The sequence below is a fragment of the Streptomyces sp. NPDC044033 genome (assembly GCF_056434425.1).
The window spans coordinates 62,875-81,446 of the sequence record NZ_JBWKFF010000029.1; the positions used below are offsets into that span (position 1 = coordinate 62,875).

12 protein-coding genes are annotated in these 18,572 nt (G+C 73.6%); all 12 read left to right on the forward strand.

The features are described 5' to 3' along the window. The first annotated feature begins 365 nt into the window (after window positions 1-365). Window positions 366-2,081 carry an AfsR/SARP family transcriptional regulator gene (locus tag AC07AB_RS35440; protein WP_478575928.1) on the forward strand — a complete coding sequence of 572 codons (1,716 nt, stop codon included), beginning with the start codon at window positions 366-368 and terminating at the stop codon, window positions 2,079-2,081. Between the two features lie 178 nt (window positions 2,082-2,259). After that, window positions 2,260-4,515, forward strand: coding sequence for a TOMM precursor leader peptide-binding protein (locus AC07AB_RS35445; RefSeq protein WP_478575930.1), 2,256 nt, complete (start codon window positions 2,260-2,262; stop codon window positions 4,513-4,515). Then, a complete protein-coding gene (locus tag AC07AB_RS35450; RefSeq protein ID WP_478575931.1) occupies window positions 4,512-6,527 on the forward strand; it encodes a TOMM precursor leader peptide-binding protein in 2,016 nt (671 codons plus the stop codon). Before AC07AB_RS35445 ends, AC07AB_RS35450 begins: the two co-directional genes overlap by 4 nt. Window positions 6,528-6,615: 88 nt before the next feature. Next, a complete protein-coding gene (locus AC07AB_RS35455) occupies window positions 6,616-8,217 on the forward strand; it encodes a nitroreductase family protein (RefSeq protein WP_478575932.1) in 1,602 nt (533 codons plus the stop codon). A gap of 40 nt (window positions 8,218-8,257) precedes the next feature. Then, entirely contained in the window at window positions 8,258-11,053 is a 2,796-nt protein-coding gene (locus AC07AB_RS35460; RefSeq protein ID WP_478575934.1) for a lantibiotic dehydratase, read from the forward strand. Between the two features lies 1 nt (window position 11,054). Beyond that, window positions 11,055-12,149, forward strand: a complete 1,095-nt coding sequence (locus AC07AB_RS35465; protein WP_478575936.1) for a lantibiotic dehydratase C-terminal domain-containing protein — start codon at window positions 11,055-11,057, stop codon at window positions 12,147-12,149. Next, window positions 12,149-13,414: a peptidase M50 gene (locus AC07AB_RS35470; protein ID WP_478575938.1), complete on the forward strand. Its 1,266-nt coding sequence runs from the start codon at window positions 12,149-12,151 to the stop codon at window positions 13,412-13,414. The genes AC07AB_RS35465 and AC07AB_RS35470 overlap by 1 nt, the downstream gene beginning before the upstream one ends. Before the next feature lie 84 nt (window positions 13,415-13,498). Further along, a complete protein-coding gene (locus tag AC07AB_RS35475) occupies window positions 13,499-14,185 on the forward strand; it encodes a hypothetical protein (protein ID WP_478575940.1) in 687 nt (228 codons plus the stop codon). Further along, complete coding sequence (locus AC07AB_RS35480) at window positions 14,182-14,514, forward strand: winged helix-turn-helix domain-containing protein (protein ID WP_478575942.1); 333 nt, start codon at window positions 14,182-14,184, stop codon at window positions 14,512-14,514. Before AC07AB_RS35475 ends, AC07AB_RS35480 begins: the two co-directional genes overlap by 4 nt. Window positions 14,515-14,682: 168 nt before the next feature. Further along, a complete protein-coding gene (locus AC07AB_RS35485; protein WP_478575944.1) occupies window positions 14,683-15,609 on the forward strand; it encodes an ABC transporter ATP-binding protein in 927 nt (308 codons plus the stop codon). Continuing rightward, on the forward strand, window positions 15,606-16,361 hold the full coding sequence (locus AC07AB_RS35490) for an ABC transporter permease (protein ID WP_478575945.1): 756 nt from the start codon (window positions 15,606-15,608) through the stop codon (window positions 16,359-16,361). The genes AC07AB_RS35485 and AC07AB_RS35490 overlap by 4 nt, the downstream gene beginning before the upstream one ends. Then, the gene (locus tag AC07AB_RS35495; RefSeq protein ID WP_478575946.1) at window positions 16,358-18,364 is read left to right on the forward strand and encodes a TOMM precursor leader peptide-binding protein; all 2,007 of its coding nucleotides are present in this window, start codon (window positions 16,358-16,360) and stop codon (window positions 18,362-18,364) included. The genes AC07AB_RS35490 and AC07AB_RS35495 overlap by 4 nt, the downstream gene beginning before the upstream one ends. The last annotated feature ends 208 nt before the right edge of the window (window positions 18,365-18,572 follow it).

Genomic DNA, 18,572 nt, shown 5'->3' on the forward strand with positions numbered 1-18,572 from the left:
TTTGCGGCATCGCTCGCTAATGCTCCTGGCGCACATCGGGCCAGGAAGGGCTTTGCGTTTTCTTTGCCTTTTCCGTTCCGTCGCCGGGTGGTCCAGGAGTGCCTGGGATGCATCGACTTGGGTGGCTTGACCTGTGGAAACGACGATTGACCTCAGGCATGGGTGTATGTACGGTGCAGTGGCGATTCGGGGGCGATCTGGTCGTACTGGCTGATTAGGCGTGGCCTATGCGGTCCAGTCGGCGCTCACGGTGGGGACGGTTTGCGCCCCGCCGTGTGAGGCCGTGGTTGGCGCCCCATTGATTGAAGCGTAAAGTAATGGGGGCTGGTTTGTGCGCTACGGTTCGATTCTCTGTGCTGGGTTTGATGAGTATTTCCGACGGGGAAAGCACCGTCGCCCTCCCACCCTCTAAACCGACCACCTTGCTCGCCGCAATGCTGCTGAGACCGGGCGCCGTGGTCTCCACGGAGTTCCTGCAACGCGCCGTGTGGGGCGAGGCGCCGCCGGCCACCGCCAAGGCCACGCTGCACACCTATGTCATGCGGCTGCGCCGCCTCTTCGCGAAGTTCGGCATCTCCAACGACGCGATCGAGACCATGCCCGGCGGATACCGGCTCCCGGTCAATGGCGACACCCTCGACCTCGCGCGGTTCCGGGAACTCCTGCGCTCCTCCGAGCGCGCCGAGAACCCCGAGGACGAGTCCCGGCTGCTGGGCGAGGCCCTCGCCCTGTGGGAGGGCCCGCCGATCTCGAACGTGCAGTCCGAGGTGTTGCACCGGGACGAGGTGCCCGCGCTCCGCGAGGAGTGGCTGCGGGCGGCCGAGCGCCGCTTCGACGTCGAACTCTCCCTGGGCAGGTGTCGCCAGGCGCTCCCCGAACTCCGTTCGGTGGCCCGCGCCCACCCTGGTCACGAGCGGTTCTGGGAGCGGCTGATCGAGGCGCTCTACCGCACCGGGCGGCAGTCCGACGCCCTCGCCGAGTACCGCACCGTCAAGGAGTACCTGAGCACGGAACTCGGCGTGGACCCCGGACCGTCGCTCCGCCGGCTGGAGATGACCATCCTGCGCGGCGAGTCCATGGGCTCCGACGCGCCGGACGCCCCCGCCGCACCCGAGGCGGGCCGCGGCGCGGGCCCCGGGCCGTACGGTCCCGGCCTCGCGCTCCCCGCCGACCTGCCCGACTTCACCGGCCGCGAGCGCGAGAGCGCCGAGCTGGTGGAGCAGCTCACCGCGGACCGCGGCGGCCCGGCCCTCGCGGTCGTCTCCGGCCCGCCGGGCATCGGCAAGACCGCCCTGGCGGTGCACATCGCCCAGCAGGTGCGCGACGCCTTCCCCGACGGCCAGTACTTCGTGCGCGTCGGCCCCGGGGACGGCGAGGGGAACGAGGCGGCCGCGCCGCCGCACCCGGACGGCGGCGGCGAGCGGCGCACGCTCGTCGTGCTCGACGACGTCTACAGCCTTGAGCAGATACAGGCGGCCCTGCCCACCGCCAAGGGCAGCGCCGCCGTCATCACCAGCCGCATGAGCCTGGCCGGCCTCGCCGCGAGCCGCGGCGCGGGCGTCTACCGGCTCGGCGCGCTGGCCGCCGGTGAATCGCGCGCCCTGCTCTCCTCGGTGCTCGGCCACCGCCGGGTCGCCGCCGAACCCGGGCCGACGGACGAACTGGCCGACCTGTGCGGCCACTTCCCCCTGTCGCTGCGCATCGCCGCGACGCGGCTGCTGCTCCGCCCGCGCCACCAGATCGCCGACGACGTGGAGTGGCTGCGCGACGACCCGGTGGGCCGGCTCTCCGTCGCCGGCACCCCCGCCATGTCGCTGGCCCAGACCTTCGGCACCTTCCTCGGCCGGCTCAGCCTCCCGGCGATCAGGGCCTGCCAGACCCTCGGGAACAGCCCGCAGCAGTGCCTGTCGCTGGACGAGTGCGCCGCCGCGCTGCGGCTGTCGCGGGTCGACGCCTCGGCGGTGCTCGACCAGCTGATCGACGCGAGCCTGCTGGAGGGCGACGCGCCGGGGCAGTACCGGATGCCCGCGCTGCTACGGGCCTTCGTGCGCCGTGACGCGGGCGTCGCGCTCTCCAGCTGACGCCCGAACAGGCCCCACCGCCTTCTTTCGCAGCTTCACCGACTCAACTTCCTCGACGCCGCCGGCCGGTCCCCGCCGGACCGACGCCGAGCACACGGCTGCCCGCTCACCCGCGGCCGTCCGACCACGCGCGGTCCGTCTGCGGCCGGGCACCCCCACCTGACAAGGGTTTCTGAGAATGACTATCGAGACTGCCGAGACTGCCGAGACCACTGAGTACGAAAAGCTCGCCGGCACCCGCCCCCGGATCGGCCGGGACGTCCTGTTCACCGAGACCGGGGACGGCGTGCTCTTCCACAACGCGCACGGCGGTTTCCACCTCGCCGCGAAGTCCGCCTACCGGTTCGCCTCGCTGATCGTGCCCCACCTCAACGGCAGGCACCGGGTCAGCGACCTGTGCGCCGGGCTCCCCGAAAGCCGGCGCACCATGGTGACCGACCTGGTCGGGACGTTGTACGAGCGCGGGTTCGCCCGGCCCGCGCCCGCCGAGGAGGCGGAGCAGGCGCTCGCGGCCGAGGTGGCCGAGGAGTTCGCGGCGCAGATCAACTACATCGACCACTTCGAGGACGGCGCGGCCGAGCGCTTCGCCCGGTTCCGCACCAGCCGCGTCGCGGTCCTCGGCGACGGCCCCGTCGCCCGCTGGTGCGCCCTGAGCATCGTGCGCAACGGCGGCGCCAAGGTCGACGTGGCACCCGGCCCCGGCGCCGAGGGGGCCGAGCCGGGCGGCCTCGGCGCCGTACGGGCCGAGGCCGACCGGCTCACGGAGCGCGGCGCGCCGGTCGAGCTGGGCCTGCTGCCCGGCGGGGACGAGCCGCTGGGCTGGGCCGACCTCGGCGCGTACGACCTCGTCGTCTGCACCGGACCCGACGCGCCGCGCCAGATCCACCGGCTGCTCACGGAGGGCATCCCGGCGGGCCGCGGCGTGCTGCCGCTGACCGTGCTCGGCGACCGCGCCGTCGCCGGGCCGTCGATGTCCGCCGGGCAGCCCGGCTGCTGGGCCTGCGCCATGCTCCGGCTCGCGGCCAACGAGGAGGGCACGACCGCCGCCGCCGACGTCTGGAGCCGGGTGAGCCTCCCCGGCGCCCGCGCCAACGACGCCGCCCTCGGCCAGAACCCGGCGGCCATGCTCGGCAACCTCCTCGGCTACGAGGTGTTCCGGATGACCGCCCAGGCCCCGCCCGCCGAGACCGAGGGGCGGGTGATCATCCAGGAGCTCGACTCCATGGACACGCTCACCGAGCGCGTACTGCCGCACCCCGACTGCTCGTTCTGCCGCACCGCCGCCGGCCGCCCCGCCGCCCCCGTCGTCGCCGGGGCGCTGCCCGCCGCGCCGCACGTCGCCACCGCGCCGACGGCCGACGACGCCGAGGCCGTGCTCCAGCAGCTGAACGCCGAGAGCGAACTGGTCGGCGCCGCCGCCGGGGTCTTCACCCGGTTCGCCGACGACGACCTGACGCAGACCCCGCTGAAGGCCGCCCGGCTCGTGCTCGGCACCGGCGGCGGGCAGCGGCGCACGGTCGCCGCGCTCGACGTGCACCACACCGCCGGGGCGCGGCTGCGCGCCCTGCGCACCGCCGTCAACGTCTACGTGGAGCACGCGGTGCCGCTGACCGGCGTGCTGCGCGGCGCCGCGCTGGCCGACGCCCGCGCCGTGCTGCCCACCGTCGACCCCGCGAAGCTGTCCACCGCGAGCGGCCTCCCCGTGACGGCCGACTCCATCGAGGAGTGGGTGGCGGCGACGTCGCTCTCCTGCGGCGAGCGGGCGCTCGTCCCGGCGGCGGCGGTCCGTACGTTCGGGGCGCACAACGCCGCCCGCGCCTACGTGCTGACCAGCGCGGGCGCCGGAGCGGGCGGCTCGCTGCCCGAGGCGCTGCACCACGCGCTGATGTCCGCGCTCGCCTACGACGCGCTCGAAGCGACCGCCCGCGGCGCGCGGAACGTCACGGAGGTGCCGCTGACCGCGCTGGAGGACGACGCCGAACTCCGCTTCCTCGTGCGGTCCGCCGCCAACCTGGAGACCGGGATCGACCTCCTCGACCTCGGCGAGAGCGAGGCCGCCGGCTCCGGCGCGTACGTCCTGCTCGCGCGGGCCGCCGGAGGCCGCTGGGCGGTCGGCGCCGACATCACCTGGCAGGGCGCCGCGACGGCCGCCCTGCGGGACCTCGTGGGCCAGGTCCAGCTGACCCGGGAGTACCCCGAGGGCGAGACGCCGGACACCGGGGACGCGCTGCTCGGCGCGTTCGAACCGGCGGCCGTGACCGTCTCCGGCCCGGCCGCGCCCGAACTGGACGCCGCCACCACCCCCGAGGCGGTGCTCGACCGGCTGCGGTCGCGGGGCCGCGACGTGCTGGTCGTGCCCACCGCCTCCGACGACCTGCTGCTCGGCGGCATGAGCTCCGTGCGCGCCCTGCTGACCGGCCGGAACCCCGCATGACCGGCCTCATGGAAGGCTCCCGCACGGCCGCCGCGGAGCCCCCGGAGACGGCCGCGACCGGTCCGGGCGCGCACCCGGACCCGGCCGAGCCCTGGGCCGCCGCGGCCGAACAGGCCCTGCGGGAGCGGCTGGCGGGCCGTACGGACCGTACGCTGGAGATCGTCGTCCTGCCGCTCGGCGTCCGGGACGAACTGTCCGCCGAGCCGCCCGCCGCCCTCGGCGCGACGGACCGCCCCGTCGCCCCCGTCTACGTCTACGGGCACACCGCCATCCTCGGGCCGGTGCCGCGGCCCGGCGCGGAGAGCCGCCCGTGCGGCCACTGCCTGGCCCGGCGCTGGCAGGCCGTACGCCACAAGCCGCTGCGCGACGCCCTCGAACTCGGCGGCCCGACCCGGGCCGCGGGGGAGCAGCCGCACCTGACGCCGTTCGCGCTCGACGCGCTGGCCGCGCTCATCGCCTCCCAGGCCGGCGGATCCGCGCCGGGCGAGGGCGGCTACCCGCTGGTCCACCGGCTGAACCTGGAGAACCTGCGGGTCAGGTCCTTCCCCCTGGTGCCCGACCCGCAGTGCCCGGCCTGCGACCGGCGGCCCGCGGACGAGCCCGCGCGGCTCGCCTTCGAGCCGTCGCCGAAGACCGCACCCGGCTCGTTCCGGGTGCGGGACCTCGACGAGCTGGACATCCCGCTGACGGCGTTCGCCAACCCCGTCTGCGGCACGCTCGGCACCGGGGTCGCCCGGGAGCTCGACTCCCCGACCACGGCCTCCACGGTCGGCAACTTCGGCCTGCGGACCGGCCATTACCTCCACGAGACGTTCTGGGGCGGGCACTCCTACCGCTACGGCGACAGCGTCCGCATCGGCGCGCTGGAGGGGCTGGAGCGGTACGCGGGAATGCGCGCCCGCGCCAAGGCCACCAGCGTCGTCGCCTCCCTCGCGGAACTGCGCGAGCGGCGCGAACGGGCCTTGGACCCGCGGGAGTGCGGGGTCTACTCCGACGAGTTCTACGCCGCCCAGTCGCGCGTACGGCCGTTCAGCGAGGACGCCCGCATCCCCTGGGTGTGGGGCCACTCGCTCCGCGACCACCGGCCCGTGCTCGTACCGGAGGTGCTGACGTACTACCACTCGGCCCCGCTGGAGCAGCGGTTCGTCCAGGAGTGCTCCAACGGCTGCGCCTCCGGCGGCTCCCTCTCCGAGGCCGTCTACTACGGGCTGATGGAAGTGGTGGAGCGCGACGCGTTCCTGCTGACCTGGTACGGGCGGCCCGCGCTGCCCGAACTCGACCCGCACAGCAGCCGGGACGCCGCCACCCGCGAGATGGTCGACCGGCTCGCGATGTACGGCTACGAAGCGCGGTTCTTCGACGCCCGCATGACCCTGCCCATCCCCGTCGTCGTCGCCACCGCGACGCGCGTGGACGGCGGCGAGGGCGCCCTGTGCTTCGGCGCGGGGGCGAGCCTCGACCCCGAGGCCGCGCTGCGCGCCGGGCTGGCGGAGATCGCCACCGACTCGCTGCACCTGCGCCGCCGCACCGAGTGGAACCGCGCCGAACTCCAGGCCATGGCCGCCGACTTCGGCAAGGTCCGCGCCCTGCACGACCACCCACTGGTGTACGGGCTGCCCGAGATGGCCCGGCACGCCGCGTTCCTGCTCGGCGAGGCGGGCGCGAGCGGGACCCGCGCCCCGCTCCATCCGATCGACGAGGCGTACCGGGACCCGGACCGCGCCCTGCGCCCGTCCGACGACCTGAGCCAGGACGTGCGCGGCTGTGTGGACGCGCTGGCCGCCGAGGGGTTCGACGTCATCGCCGTCGACCAGACGCTCCCGGAGCAGCGGGCCATCGGCCTCCACACGGTCAGCGTCATCGTGCCCGGCCTGCTGCCCATCGACTTCGGCTGGGACCGGCAGCGGGCCCCGCACATGCCCCGGATGCGGACGGGGCTGCGCCGGGCCGGACTCGGCGACCGCGACCTGGAGCCCGCCGACCTCAACCCCGCGCCGCACCCCTTCCCCTGAAGCCTCCGAGCGCCGGGCCCCGGCCCGGCGCTCCACCAGACCTCCGTGAACCGGCGCCCAGGCCGGGCCGCGGCCGAAAGGACCTGTGATGGGTACAGCCCACGACTACCTCAGCGCGGTAATGCAGCGCAGCCGGGTCGGCATGCCCCCGATCGGCTACGTGCCGAACTGGGCCGACAAGCCCCGGCTGGGGAAGTTCTACCCCGACGCCGAAAGCTTCCCGCTGCCCCAGGGCGACGACCCCGAAGCCGCGACCCTCGACACCGGGCTGCTGCCGCCCCCGGCCGACGGCGCCCCCTTCGACCTGGCGGCGCTCGGTGGCATGCTCCGCGACTCGTACGGACTGCTGTCCCGCCGGCTCGCCATCCACGCCAACGACGACCTCGCCGGCCTGCCGTTCTACGCGGGCGCGAACTGGGCGCGCGGCACGGCCTCCGGCGGCGGGCTCTACCCCGTGAGCGTGTACTGGGTGAACGGCCCCAGCGGCCCGCTGACGCCCGGGGTGCACCACTACGACATCGCGCACCACGCGCTGCGCCGCCTGCTCACCGGCGACGTCACCCCGGACGTACGCGCCGCCCTGGACCTGCCCGGACTCCCCGAGGACGTCGACCAGTTCCTCGTGCTCGGGATCAAGTTCTGGCAGAACGCCTTCAAATACAACAGCTTCAGCTACCACGCCACCACGATGGACATCGGGACCATCACCCAGAGCTGGCGGATGTGGGCCCGGGCCCGGGGGCTGAGCGTCGAACCCGCCTTCTGGTTCGACGAGGAGCGGCTGAACCGGCTGCTCGGCGCCGACGCCGCCGACGAGGGCTTCTTCGCGGTGATCCCGCTGCGCTGGGACGCCGAGGCGAGCGGCGCTCCCGGCCGCCCGGCGAAGGCGACCGCCGAAGGCCCCCGCGTGCGCTACGCGGAGCAGGAGAAGTCCCGTGAGCTGCGGACCTTCGAGACCCTGGAGGCCATGCACACGGCCACCCGGCTCGGCGCGACGGACCGGCCGGACCGTACGGCCCTGGCCGTCGCCCGCGCCCGTCCGCCGCGCGCGGGCGAAGTTGTCGCGCTGCCCGAGCCCGCGCCGCTCGACGCCACCGTGCGCGGGGCGCTGCGGGCCCGCCGCAGCAGCTTCGGCCGGTTCGCCGCCGAACAGCCGCTCAGCCAGGCCCAGTTGAGCGCCGTGCTCGGCGCGGCGGCGGCCGGGGGCGCGCTGCCCTGCGACGTCGGCCCACAGGGCGAGGGGCTGTCCCTCGTCAAGATGTACGCCTTCGTCAACCACGTCGAGGGCATCGAGCCCGGCGTCTACGAGTACGCGCCCGACGGCCGCACCCTGCACCCGGTGGCGTCCGGACCGCAGGGCACCTTCCTCCAGCAGAACTACTTCCTGGCCAACTACAACGTGGAGCAGGCCGGCGCGGTCCTGGTGCCCACGGTCCGCGCCTCCGCCGTCCTGGACGCCGTCGGAGACCGCGGATACCGGCTGGTCAACGCCGTCGTCGGGGCGATGGCGCAGGCGACGTACTCGGCGTGCGGCGCCCTGGACGTCGGCTGCGGCGCGGCGCTGGGCTTCGACAACATCTCCTACATCGAGCGCATGGGCCTGACCGGCACGGACGAGGTGCCGCTGCTGATCACCCTGATCGGCAACGAACGGCCCGACGCGGCCGACTTCCGCTACGAGATCGCCTGAGCCGCACGGGATGACAGAGCACGAGATACGGGGACATCCGATGACTTCCAACTCCCGGCCCGCAGCGGCCACAAGCGCGCCGTCCTGGGCGCTCGGCGAGCGGTTCATGGTCCGCGTCGCCGGACTCCCGGTCGAGTCGGTGCGCGCGCTGCGCACACCGGACACCCGCCGCTGGGCGGACGAGGTATGCGCCGCGGAGGCGCACCTGGTGGAGCGCGCCGGCGAGCTCAGCGACCGGCTGTACGAGGTGATCAACGCCAACACGGACGACGGTCTGCGGCGCACCCTCGTCAACCTCCGCAGGCAGGTGTTCAACAACAAGCTGCCCCGCGACACGGCCGCGGCCCTGGACGCGGCCGGCGCTGTCGGCGGCGCCGCCGGAGCCCGGCTCTCCGCGTGGCTGCGCGACCGGCAGGCCCTGGCCGACCTGGCCCAGGCCGGCCCCGCGATCCTCGCGGCCGAACTCGCCGCGGGCCGCGAGCAGCTGCGCTCCGTGGCCGTCGAGCCCCGGCTGCGGCAGGGCCTCGTACTGGCCTCGCCGTCGCTGGACCGCTACCTCGGTACGTACCTGGGCGCGGGCGCCGCCGCGCTCACCAAGCGGCAGCGCAGGATCGAGCGCTCGCTGCTGGAGTACGTGTACCGGACGGCGTGCAAGACGAGCCCCTTCTCCACCTTCACCGGGCTGGCGCTCGGGGAGTTCCGGGACGGCGACGGCTCCGGGGCGTTCGGCGGGCGGATCGACGAGGAGTGGCGCGACCACCCCCGGCTCAACGTGGCCGTGATCGGCCGCCTCGCCGACCTCGTCATCGACAACGACGGCTACCGCGCCGACCTGCCCGTCACCCTGGTCACCGGATGGCGGATGGAGTCCGACCGTATCCGCTACGTGCGGCGCAAGGTCACCGCCGGGGACGACGAGGCGACGGTGAGCTTCGACGCCGTCAAGGAGAGCCTGTTCTTCCTCAAGCAGGGCGGCAGCCTGGAGCGGCTGTTCACCCTGTTCGGGCAGCGCCCCACCATCCGGTACGGGGACCTGGTCGCGGAGCTGGGCGCGGACGGCGAGGCGCCGGCCGCCGACTACGACCGCTTCCTGTGCGTCCTGCTGCGGCTCGGCCTCCTCCAGGTGCCGGGCCTGAGCGTGACCAACCACAGCCCCGACCCGCTCGGCGGCTTCCGCGACGCGGTGCGCGCCCTGGGCACGGACTGGGGGCGGCGGCTGGCGGAACGGCTCGGCGGCCCCGCCGGCCTCCTCGACCGCTACCCGCGGGCCGGGCTCGACGACCGCAGGCGGCTCCTGACGGAGCTGCGCGAGGAACTGGGCGCGGTCCAGGAGGAGTTGGGAGCGAACGCTCCGGCGCTGCCGCAGACCCTCGTCTACGAGGACTCGCGCGCCGCCGCCGAACCGCTGGTGTGGGAGCGCCAGGGGTGGGAGAAGACGGTGGGGGAGTCGCTGCGGACGCTGAGCCGGGTGCTGCCGGTCTTCGATGTCACCCTGCCGCAGCGGCTGCTGCTCAAGGCGTTCTTCCTGGCCCGGTTCGGCCGCGGCGGCCGGTGCGACGACGTGCTGAAGCTCGTGTACGACTTCCACGAGGACATCTTCGACCAGTACGCGCGGGTGAGCGCGCAGCGCCGCCCGTTCAACGACGCCGGGGACTATGTCGAGCTGGACAACTGGCTCGACTCGCCGGGCATCACCGCGGTCGACCGGGCGCGGCGCGAACTGGTCGCCTGTATGCGGCAGTTGTGGGACTCCCGGGAGGAGGGCGCCGAGGAGCTGGTACTCGACGACGCCTCCCTCGCCGCCGTCGCGGCGGAGCTGGGCCCGGCCGGGACCGGGTTCCAGCCGCTGAGCCACTTCCTCCAGCCCGCACGGCGCGGCGGCGAGGACATAGCGGTGCTCAACCGCTCCTGGGGCGGCATCGGCTTCCCCTTCTCGCGCTTCACGCACTGCTTCGAGGACGAGGCGCCCGCTGAGGACGAGGCGGGCGGCCTGACCGGGCTCGTCCGCCGCGACCTGCGCGCCGCCCACCCGCGCGGCGCGGTGTTCGCCGAGGTCACCGGCGGCCACGCGACGACCAACCTGAACCTGCACGGGCGGCTGACCGACTACGAGGTGGTCTGTCCCGGCGAGACCAGCTCGGCGCCGCCCGCCGAACAGCTCCCGCTCGACGACCTCTACGTCGTGCACGACGCGGCCGAGGACCGGCTCGTCCTGCGCTCCGCGCGGCTGGACCGCGAGGTCGTCCCCGTCTACCTGGGCTACCTCGTCGCGATGGCGCTGCCGGACGTGCCGCGCGCCCTGCTCCTGCTGTCGCCCGCCTCCGTGCCCGCCGTCGACTTCTGGGGCGGCGTGCCGGAGGAGGAGGCCGCCGAGGTGACCACGCGGCCCCGCGTCCGCTATGGCAGCGTCGTGGTCAGCCGCCGCAGCTGGTCGGCGTCGGCCGCGTCCCTCCCCGCCCGTACGCCCGAGACGTCCGACGCCGGGTGGTATCTGTCCTGGCAGCGCTGGCGGCAGCGACACGGCGTCCCCGCGCAGGTCTTCGCGACCGTACGGGCCCCGGCCGCCGAGGAGGGCGAGGAGGGCCCCGGCCCGCTCGCCAACGACAAGCCGCAGTACGTCGACTTCGACAGCTACCTCTCGCTGACGGTGTTCGAGACCCGCCTCAAGGACGCCGGCGCCCGCGTCGTGCTGCGCGAGGCGCTGCCCGGCGAGGAGGACGCCCGCGTGACGTCGTCGGGCGGCCGGCACGTAGCGGAAATGGTCGTCGAGACCCGCACCTCCCCGCGGCGGCCGGCCGCGGAACCCGCCCCACGAGTGAAGGACCAGGTGAGCTGACATGACCGAGAGCGTCGAGACCCAGATCCCCGGGCAGCGGCCTGGCCCCGAAGCCGCCGAAGCCCCCCAAGAGGCAGGCGAGTGGCAGGCGCTGCACATCTTCTACACCGGCTCCACCCGGCCGATCCTCACCCAATCGATCCGCCCGCTGCTCGACCGGATGACCGGCGAAGGGCTCGTGAACGGCTACTTCTTCCTCAACTACTGGCTGGAGGGCCCGCACATCCGGGTCCGCTTCAAGCCGGTGTCGAAGGCCGCCGAGGCCGAGGTCAGGGCCAGGGCCGAGGAGGCCGTGGGCGCCTTCCTGCGGGAGCGGCCCGCACTGTACGAGGTCAAGTCCGACTTCTACCGCGAGCTGTACAACTCCCTGTTCGACCTGGAGTTCAGCGAGACGGAGCGGCAGCCCTACCTCAGCGACGACGGCCGGATGCGGCTCCGCCCGGTCAACACGTTCAGCTGGGAGCGGTACGAGCCGGAGTACGGCAAGTACGGCGGCCCGGCCGGCGTCGAGCTGGCGGAGTGGCACTTCAAGCACTCGGCGGACCTCGTCATGGACGCGATGCGGACCACCAACGTGCATGTGCGCACGGTGCTCTTCGGGTTCGCCTCGCAGCTGATGATGGTGATGACCACCGGCTTCCTGCGGGAGCGAGAGGCCATGGCCGACTACTTGGAGCGCTACCACCGGTTCTGGTACCGGTCGTTCTCCGGCACCGACCTGATCTCCGGCGGCGTGTACGACCGTACGTACGACGCCGTGGCCGACGATGTGCGCGGCCGGTTCGACGCGATCCGCGGCGCGTACGACGCCGAGGCGACGGACCGGCTGCCGGGGTTCATCCGCACCTGGTCGGAGCACTGCGCCGAGCTGCGGGAGAAGGCGGTCCAGCTGGCGGTCCGCGGCGACCTGACGTTCCGCGCCTGGGGCGGGGACCGGCTGGAGACGGTCACCGACCCGGACCAGGCCCTCCAGATCCTGCTGTCCCCGTATATGCACATGACCAACAACCGGCTGCACGTCACCATCCGCGACGAGGCGTATCTGTCGTACGTACTCGCCCGGTCGCTGCGGGACTCCGCCGAGGTGGGCTCCTGATGACCGCGCGCCCCTCGGAGTCCGCGCCGCCGCTGCTGGAGCTGCGGCCGGCCCGGCACCCGGAGATCGTGGTCGGTCCGGGGCTGGCGCGCGGCCCGCGCGTGCTGCACCTGATCAAGGACCGGCGGGTCGACCGGAGTTACGAGGTAGGGGCCAAGGAGCACTTCGTCATCTCCCGGCTGGACGGCGAGCACACGCTCGCCGAGATCGGCGCGCAGTACGCGGGCCGGTTCGGGCGCAGGCTGGGGGAGCCGGGGTGGCGGCAGCTGCTCGGGCTGCTCTCCGCCCGGCACCTGCTCGTCGGCAACCCGCCGCCCGAACCCGCCCCGAAGCCGGAGCCGGAGCCGGCCGAGCCCGCGCGGCGGCGGGGGTACCGGTCGATGGGGACCGACATGGTGTTCGGCGACCCGTCGGCGCTGCTGGGCCGGATGTACCGCGGGCTGCGGCTCCTGTACGCGCCGTACGTCCTGATCCCGCTGCTCGCCGTGGTCGTCGCGATGGAGGCGGTGCTCGCCACCCGGATACCCGAACTGCTCCACCAGTCGCACACGCTGTGGCGCCACCCGGACCTGGCGATGATCGTGGTCGGGCTGCTGTGGGTCAGTTCGGGGCTGCACGAGCTGGCCCACGGGCTGACGTCCTATCACTTCGGTGGCGGCGCCTCGGAGGTGGGCCTGCGCTGGCGTCCGCCGATGGCCTATCTGTACTGCAAGGCCGAGGACGTGATGCTCTTCCGGCCGCGCCGCCACCGCATCGCGACGGCGGCGGCGGGGGTGGTGGCGAACCTGGTGTTCCTGCTGCCGTTCTTCCCGCTGTGGATGTGGTTCCCGCCCGACGACGTCACCCGCGACAGCCTCGCCGCGCTGCTGCTCTTCGGCAGCCTGCGGGGGCTGGTGAACTATCTGCCGGTGCCGAACCTGGACGGCTACGTCATGCTCAGCCACGCCCTGAACGTCACCGACCTGTCCACCGAGAGCTACCGCTACGCGCGGCTGTTCGGCAGGCGGCTGCTGGGGCGCGGCGACGAGACGGCTCCGTATCCCCGGCGGATGCGGATCATCCACCTCTGCTACGCCGTCGGCTCCGTGCTCCTCGCCGCGGCCCTGACGGCGGCGGTGCTGTGGCTGATCGTCCTGTGGACCCCCGATCCCTACGGCCGCTACATCGCGGGCGGGCTGCTCGCCCTGGTCCTCGTGGGCGCGCTGGGCCGCGCGGTCGGCGCGCGGGTGCTGGCCGGGCGGGCCCGTCGGGCGTCGGCCGGTTGACGGGCGTGTGCGACGTGAGGGAACGAATGAGGACAGGAGGTACTCTGTCGCACCAGGAACTTTGCATCACAAAGTGGAGTGCACGTGAGCGACGACCCCAGCGCACCGAGGCAGACGGCATCCGCTGCCGGTGGTCCGGACGGCGGCAGCCCACTGTCCCCGGCGGCCTCCCTGGCCCTGATCGAGAGCGAACGGGGCCGCCTGCTCCGCCGCCGGGGCGTGAACCCGGCCCCGATCTTCGCCGGTTGGGGCATGGCCTGGCTGATCGGCTTCGGCCTCTGCTACCTCGCCGCCCCGGGCGGTCCCTCCGCCCTGCTGCCCATGTGGGCGGCGGCCACCGTCCTGGTGGTGCTCTGCCTGGCCGCGATGGTGGCCCCCGTGGTGCAGGGGGTACGGGCCGGACGCGGAGTGCGCGGCCCCTCCCGTACGACCGGCGCGATGTACGGGGCCTGCTGGGCCCTCGCCTTCCTGGCGCTCGCCACCGTCAACCTCACCCTGGCCCGCGGCGGACTCGACGCCGACCTCACCACCCTGCTGTGGACCGGCTCCTCACTGACCGTCACCGGCGTCCTCTACCTGGCCGGGGGCATGCTCTGGCAGGACCGCGCGCAGTACCTGCTGGGCGTCTGGCTGCTGGTCAGCGCGGTGGTCGGGGTGCTCGCCGGGGTGCCGGGGAACTTCCTCGTCCTGGCCCTGGCGGGCGGCGGCGGACTGCTCGCCCTCGCCCTCTACTACGCGCTGCGCCGACCGTCCGGCGGTGCGCGGCCATGAACGAGGGCTGGCCCGAACTCGACCCGGTGATCCACGCGCAGGCCCGGCTGCGCGTCATGGTGACGCTCTCCGGCCTCGCCGACGACGACCGCCTGACCTTCCCCCGGCTCCAGGAACTGCTGGAGATGACCGCGGGCAACCTCTCCACCCATCTGCGCAAGCTCGAAGAGGCCGGCTACACGCACGTCGAGAAGACCCATCGGCGGCGCACCCCGGTCACGTACGTATCGCTGACCCAGCGCGGGCGCCGGGCCTTCGAGGACTACACGGCGTGCCTCGAAGCGCTGCTGACCAACCGCCCGGACGGCGGCGCCGGCCCCAGGGCCTGACCACCGTCGAACCGCTGCCGACGACCGCCGGAACGGCGGCGCCGGCCCAGGGCCCGCAACCACGGACCCACCGTCGAACCACCGCCGGCAACCGCCCGAACGGCGGCACCGGCCCCAGAACCCGAAACCACTGACCCACCCACCCCACACCGAAAAGGAGGGAGTTCCATGAAGGAGGACCCCGGCCCCGCCGCCGGACCCGCGATAGCCGTCGAGGGACTGCACAAGTCGTACGGCAACGTCCACGCGGTCAACGGCATCTCTTTCACCGTCGAGCGAGGGGAGTTCTTCGGCGTCCTCGGACCGAACGGCGCCGGCAAGACCACCCTGATCGAGATCATGGAGGGGCTCCGCAACGCCGACTCCGGCTCGGTGTCGGTCCTGGGCCGCTCACCCTGGCCGCGCGACACGTCGCTGCTGCCGCGCATCGGCGTGCAGACGCAGGCGTCCGCGTTCTTCGTCCGGCTCACCGCCGCCGAACACCTGGAGACGGTCGCCGCGCTGTACGGCCGCGACCGCGAGCGCGCCCACGAGACGCTGGAGATGGTCGGGCTCACCGACAAGGCCAAGACCCTCGTCGACGACCTCTCCGGCGGCCAGCGCCAGCGGCTCGCCATCGCGTCCGCGCTCACCCACGAGCCGGAGCTGATCTTCCTCGACGAACCGACCGCCGCCCTCGACCCGCAAGCCCGCCGCAACCTGTGGGAGGTGCTGCGGGAGATCAGGACCGAGGGACGGACGATCATCTGCACCACGCACCACATGGAGGAGGCCGAGTCGCTCTGCGACCGCGTCGCCTTCGTCCGCGCGGGAGAGGTGATCGCCCTGGACACCCCGGCCAACCTCGTACGCGGCCTCAACGCGCCCACCCGCGTGCTGATCCCCACCGCCCAGCTCGCCCCGGAACAGGCCAAGGGGCTCGACGGGGCGGACGAGGTGGCCACGGACGGCCCCTCGACCGTCATCACGACCCGCGCCGTCGGCCGGCTGCTCGCCGCGGTCGGCGGGCTCACCGACCTCCAGGACGTCCAGACCCGGACGGCGACCCTGGAAGACGTCTACCTCGAACTGACCGGGACGGAGTACCAGGCATGAGCGGTTACACGGCGCTGACCCAGGCGCACTACCGGGCGTTCGTACGGGACAAGACCTCCCTGTTCTTCACCTTCGCGTTCCCCCTGATCTTCATCGTGGTGTTCGGGCTGCTCTTCGGCGGGCAGTCCGTGCCCGGGGGCCGCCACGTCATCGACTTCATGGCGCCCGGGGTGATGGCCTGGGGCGTGGGCAACGGCGCGCTGTTCGGCGTCGCCTACACGCTGATGCACTGGCGGCGCAGCGATGTGCTCAGACTGGTCCGGCTGACGCCGACCTCCGTCTTCACCGTGATGGCGTCCCGGTTCGTGGTGGTGCTCGGCGTCGGCGTCGTACAGGCCGCGCTGTTCATCGCCATCGCGACGCTGCCGGTCTTCGGCCTGACGGTCACGGTCCAGGGCGTCGTGCTGGCGCTGCCGGTCCTGCTGCTGGGCATCCTCGCGTTCTTCAGCATCGGGCTCATCGTGGGCACGTACGCCAACTCCCCGGACGCGGTGGCCGCCATCGCCAACTGCGTCATGATCCCCATGGCGTTCCTGTCCGGGTCCTTCTTCCCGATGAGCTCCTCGCCGGGGTGGCTCCAGGGGTTCTCCCGCATCCTGCCGCTGCGCTACATGAACGAGGGCGTCACCAACGTCCTCTCCGGCACCCATGGGGCCTCGTCGCTCCTCGTGCCGTGCGCGGGGCTGCTGGCCTTCGCGGCGGTGTTCGCGCTGCTGGCGGCGAAGACGTTCAAGTGGGGCAAGGAATCATGACGGCCACGACGAACCGGCCGGGTACGGAGCCGGAGACGGAATCCGGGACGGAAGCGGGGGCGGGCCCGGTAGTGGGCCCCGCCGCCGTGGCGGTCGAGCTCCGCGCGATGCTGGCACGGCGGTCGCGGGGGACCGCCGACACGGCGGACGGCGGGCCCGCCGGCGGGTACGACGGGCCGACCGTCGTACCGCTCGGCACGGCCGACGCGCTGGACCCGCGGCGGGACCCCTCCGCCGCCGACCGCGCCCGCGCGACGGTGCACCTGACGCCGCAGGCGGTCCTGATCGGCCCATGGGGCGCGGACGGCACCGGGGCGCCCGGCTGCGGGCAGTGCCTCGCGATGCGCTGGCAGCGGCTGCGGCCCAAGTACGAGCGCGAGGCGCTCGAATTCGGCGCGGCCCCGCACGCGGACGGCGCCTGGCCGGTGCTCACGCCGTACCTGGTGGACGCGGTGTGGCTCGCTCACCGGGCGACCGTGGAGGCCCCGCTGCCCGCTACGTCCGGCGGCGGCCCGCGCGTCACCCGAATCGACCTGCGCACCCTGGAGACGCGGACGTTCCCGCTCCTGGCCGACCCGCTCTGCCCCGGCTGCGCCGACCACGGCACCCGCGACGACAGCCCGCGCGACCTCGCGCTGACCTCCCGTACGAAGCCGTCCCCGGCCGCGTACCGGCTGCGGCGCCCCGAGTCGTACGGGCTGCCCGCCGACGCGCTGGCCAACCCGGTCTGCGGGGTGCTCGGCACCGGCTCCGCCATGAACGTCATGTCGCCGACGACCGCCCCCGTCTCCGGCCGGGTCATGATGCGCGGCCACGCCGGGCTGACCGACCTGACGTGGAGCGGGCAGGCCAACTCGTATGGGGCGAGCCGGAACCTGGCGTTCCTGGAAGGGCTCGAACGGTACGCGGGTACCCGCCGCCGACACCGCGACGATGTGCTCGTGGAGGCGTACGACGCCGTCGCGGACCGTGCGCTCGACCCGCGCGACTGCGGGATGTACGGGCAGCGGACGTACGAACACGACGCCATGCTCAGCCCCTTCGACCCCACCCGCCCCATCCCATGGGTGTGGGGGTACTCGATGCGCGACGAACGCCCCGTCCTGGTGCCCTCCCGGCTCGCCTACTACAGCTCCGGCGCCGAGGGCGACAACTTCGTCTTCGAGTGCTCCAACGGCTGCGCGAGCGGCGGGAGCCTGGAGGAGGCCGTCCTCTTCGGCATGCTCGAACTCATCGAGCGGGACGCGTTCCTGCTCGGCTGGTACGGCGGCGCCGAACTCCCCGGCATCGACATCTCCGGCACCGCCGACACCGAGCTGCGCACCATGGTGGACCGCGCGGATCTGCACGGCTACGACCTGCGGGTCTTCGACAACCGCGTCGACCTGCGCATCCCGGTGGCCACGGCGGTGGCGGTGCGGCGCGACGGCGGGGACGGCGCCCTGTCCTTCGCGGCCGGAGCCAGCATGGACCCGGCCACGGCCGTCCGCGCCGCTGTCTCGGAGACCCTGACCTACATCCCGGAACTCCCGCTGCGGGTCGGCGAGCGCCGGGAGGAGACCGTCGCCATGACCCGCGACTACTACCAGGTCCGCCAACTGCGGGACCACCCCGCGCTCTTCGCCCTCCCGGAGATGGCCGAGCACGCCGCCCGCTACCTGCGGCCCATGACCGTACGGCCGGAGGAGGAGGTCTACCGGACCTGGCGGGAGGAGGGGCCGCGCTCGACCGAGCTGCTGGACGACGTGCGGTACTGCCGTGACGAGCTGGTGGGCGCCGGGTTCGACGTGATCGTCGTGGACCAGACGTCGCCGGAGCAGGAGGCGCTGGGGCTGCGCACGGTGTGCGTGATCGTGCCGGGGCTGCTGCCCATCGACTTCGGCTGGGCGCGGCAGCGCGCGCTGCACATGCCGAGGACGCGCACGGCGTTCCGCAGGGCGGGGTGGCGCGAGGACGACCTCACGGAGGCCGACCTGCACAAGGTGCCGCATCCGTTCCCGTGAGGGGGCGCACTGCCGTGCGTACGGCTGCGGCTGTACGCGCGGCGGTGGCTGTACTCAGGTCAGCGGGTATGGCCGGGGCTGTACGTGTGGCTCCGGCCGTACGCGCGGCAGCGCCCGTACATGCGGCAGCGCCCGTCCGCACGACAGGGCCCGTACGTGCGACAGGGCCCGTACGTGCGACAGCGGGCCGCCGGAGAACCCGGCGGCC